This window comes from Pseudomonas sp. P5_B2 (genome assembly GCF_056400445.1).
Window position 1 is genome coordinate 1 of record NZ_JBFULH010000476.1, and the last position, 3,148, is coordinate 3,148.

2 protein-coding genes are annotated in these 3,148 nt (G+C 60.5%); both read right to left on the reverse strand.

The window, feature by feature from the left end; translation table 11 throughout:
- Window positions 1–2,540: translocation/assembly module TamB domain-containing protein (locus AC1DRJ_RS22605; protein ID WP_477804102.1), on the reverse strand; the 2,540-nt coding region annotated here is incomplete at its 3' end.
- Window positions 2,537–3,148 (reverse strand): autotransporter assembly complex protein TamA (locus AC1DRJ_RS22610; protein ID WP_477804103.1); only part of this gene is annotated, 612 nt, incomplete at its 5' end. The genes AC1DRJ_RS22610 and AC1DRJ_RS22605, both read right to left, overlap by 4 nt.

Sequence of the window (3,148 nt, forward strand, 5' to 3'; positions counted from 1 at the left end):
CCGGAAATCGTGCCACTGCCGTTCAAGCGCCCGGTGAGTTTTTCGACCATTGGCACAAACGGCCGCGCCACCGACAGATCCAGCCCACTCAAACGGAATGAACCGGTCAGCGGTTTGTTTTTCGGCAACGGATTGAGCTGCGCCTGGACCATCAATTCGCCGAGCTTGCCGCCAGCGAAATTGAGCTCGGTATCGATGCGTTTCGGTGTGAGTTTGCTGGTGAGTTTCAGCGTCTGATACGGGAAGTCCAGCCACTGGTCCTTCTCCTTCATGCGTAACGTGCCGCCGCTGGCGTCGATACTGATCAGGCCGTTCGGACCGCTGGCGGGCAGGTCCAGTTGCAGGTCGGCGTTGAGCCGGCCCTTCCAGGCGAAATCTTTCGGTAGCCACTGCGCCAGGCTTTCAATCGGGAACTGCTTGAGGTGAAAACGCAGCTTCGGCTCCGGCATCAAACGCTGGTCTTCACCGCACAGGCTGGCCGGGCCGGACATCCAGCAATGAGCGCCGAGGTTGATTTTGCCATCCGCCAGCCGTTCCAGTTTCGCCGGGCCTTGCAGTCTCCAGTCTTGCCCGCCGGTCTGGATGTCACCGCTGGTCAGGCGTCCACGCCAGTTGCCTTGGTCCAGCGCACCGTCGAGGCCGAGGGCCAGTTTTAATTGCGGTCCTTGCAGGTCAAGACTGAGTTTCTGGTTTTTGATGTCGCCTTGGCCGCTGGCGGTCAGCATTCCCAGCGACATATCACCGGCCTGGATGCCGCCGCCCTTGAGGTCGATGTTCGCCCGTTGCGCACTGTCGAGGGTCGCGTCGAGGTTCAGGCTTTTCAGGCGATTGTCATCGAAAACCAGTTGCGAGCCTTGCAGCCCGAGCTTGCCTTGCGGCGCCTTGAGCGTGCCGGCGACATCGATGCGACCGTTCAATTGACCGCGCAGTTGCGGCCAGAGCTGGGCCAGGCGCGGCATCTTGATATCGATCTGGCCGGCTAGTTTCTGTTGCAGGCTGCCCTTACCGTTGATGCTGTTTTCGCCGAGGCGGATTTGCAGCGCAGTGAGGTTCCATTGCTCGCCGCCGCCATCAGCCTTGGCCTGTATAACAGCCGGTTGCCCACGCAGTTTGCCTTTGAGATCGAGGTCAGCATTGAGGCTGAGTTTGTCATTCTTCATCTCGCCTTTGCTGCGCAACGGCCCGGCCAGCGTGCCCGGCAATTCTGCCACCCAGTACGCCGGGTTGATCGCCGACAGGTCGAGCGCTGTGTCCCAGGCAATGCCGTTGGAAAACTGCAGGTTCAAATGCCCGTCGGCCTTGCCCTGCCCCGCCTGGAGCTGGATTTGTTGCAGATAGATTTTGCTCAGATCGCCGCTGAACGGGCTGTTCAGGGTGAATGCGCCGGCCGGGCCATCCAGCGCCGCAGTGAAGCTGCCGAGGTATTTTCCATCGGTGTAGGAGATGACCCCATTGAAACTGCGCAACGCTACGTCCGGTTCGTCGATCAGCGGATAGAGGCGGTGCCACGGAAAATCCAGCCAGTCGATTTTCGCATCGGCGCTCAGGCCTTTGCTCCAGTCGAGGGTGCCGCTGACCTTGAGGCTTTGCTTGTCGTTGGCAGTGAGGTCCAGGCCGGCGATCTGTGCGCCGTTGGCGTCGACCTTGCCTTGCAGCAGCAACGCGACCGGGCCTTGCTCGGCGGGCAGCGTGGCTTTGCCGAGCAACTGGTAACCGTTTTTCAGGTCGCCGTCGCCGGTGAGTTCCAGTTGATTGAGTTGCAAGGTGTCTGGCAAATCGACGGCGGGTTTGAAGCCGTCGGCGGTGATTCGTACCTTGGCCGGCAGGTTGTCCGCCAGCGGTTGCAGTTCACCGGTCAGTTGCCCGTTCAAGTAACCGCTGCTGTCGGCTTTCAGGTTCAGGGTTTTCAGCAGGTCGCCGTCTACTTTCAGCACCAGCGCCCAAGGTTCGGGAGCCGGCAGGGTCAGGTTGCCTTCAGCCTTGAGCGGCCAATTGCCGGTGGGTTGCAGCAGGCCGGAGAGGTTCAGGCTCAGGTCATCGCGTTGCAATTTCACCGAGTCGATCTGCAAGCCCTGCGCCGTCCAGTGCGCCGCCAGTTTCAGACCTTTGAGCGCTTCGCTACCGTTGAACAGCAGGCTGCCGACCTGGACATCGCCGAGTTCTATGGCCAACGGCAATATCAGGTCTGGAAGGCTGATCGGTCCGCTGCTTGTTTCATCGGCACCGGGTGGAAATTGCAGGATGACCTGATCGGCTTTCAGTTGCTCGATGCACAGCGTCATGCGTGTCAGGCACAGCGGCGACCAGGCGAAAATCGCTTTGCTCAACTCGACCCGGCTGGTGTCCTGCTGCCACACCAGATGATCGGCACTCCACTGCCCGGCCAAACGGCCCTGGAAGTTTTCGACGCTCAGGCCCGGCACAAAACCGAGCGCCCAACGGCTGCCGGTGGCGGAGCCTAATATCGTGGTGACGGCAACAACCACCAGCATCAGCAGCGCCAGAATTGCCAGCAGCGTTATTTTCAAACCACGATTCACAGCTCAGGCCCCATGGAAAAGTGCAGTCGAATGCCGCCGTCGTCATCCAGCGCGTGGGCCAGATCGAGGCGCAGCGGCCCCACCGGCGAGATCCAGCGCAGGCCGACACCCACCCCGGTCTTGAGGCTCGGTACTTCGAGTGAGTTAAAAGCGTTGCCCTGGTCAACGAAGGTCGCTACCCGCCATTTTTCGGCGATGGAGTATTGGTATTCGGCGCTCGCCGCCACCATGTAACGGCCGCCGATGCGGTCGCCCTCGGAGTTTTCCGGGGACAGGCTTTGATAGTCGTAACCGCGCACGCTTTGATCGCCACCGGCGAAAAACCGCAACGATGGCGGCACTGACTTGAAGCCATTGGTGGCGCTGCCGCCGACCTGTACCCGGCCCAGCAACCGGTGTTTCTCGAAAACCGTGGTCAGGCCTTTCACCAACGCGGTGCCGTACAACAGGTTGTTGTCTGAACCCAGGCCTTCTTTAGCCACTTTGGATTCGAATTGCAGGCGGTAGCCGTGGCTCGGATCGATGCGGTTGTCGCTTTTAAGGTAGGAGTAGCTGACGCCGGGCATCAGCAAATCACTCAACCCCGAGTCGTCACCCAGTTTGTAATC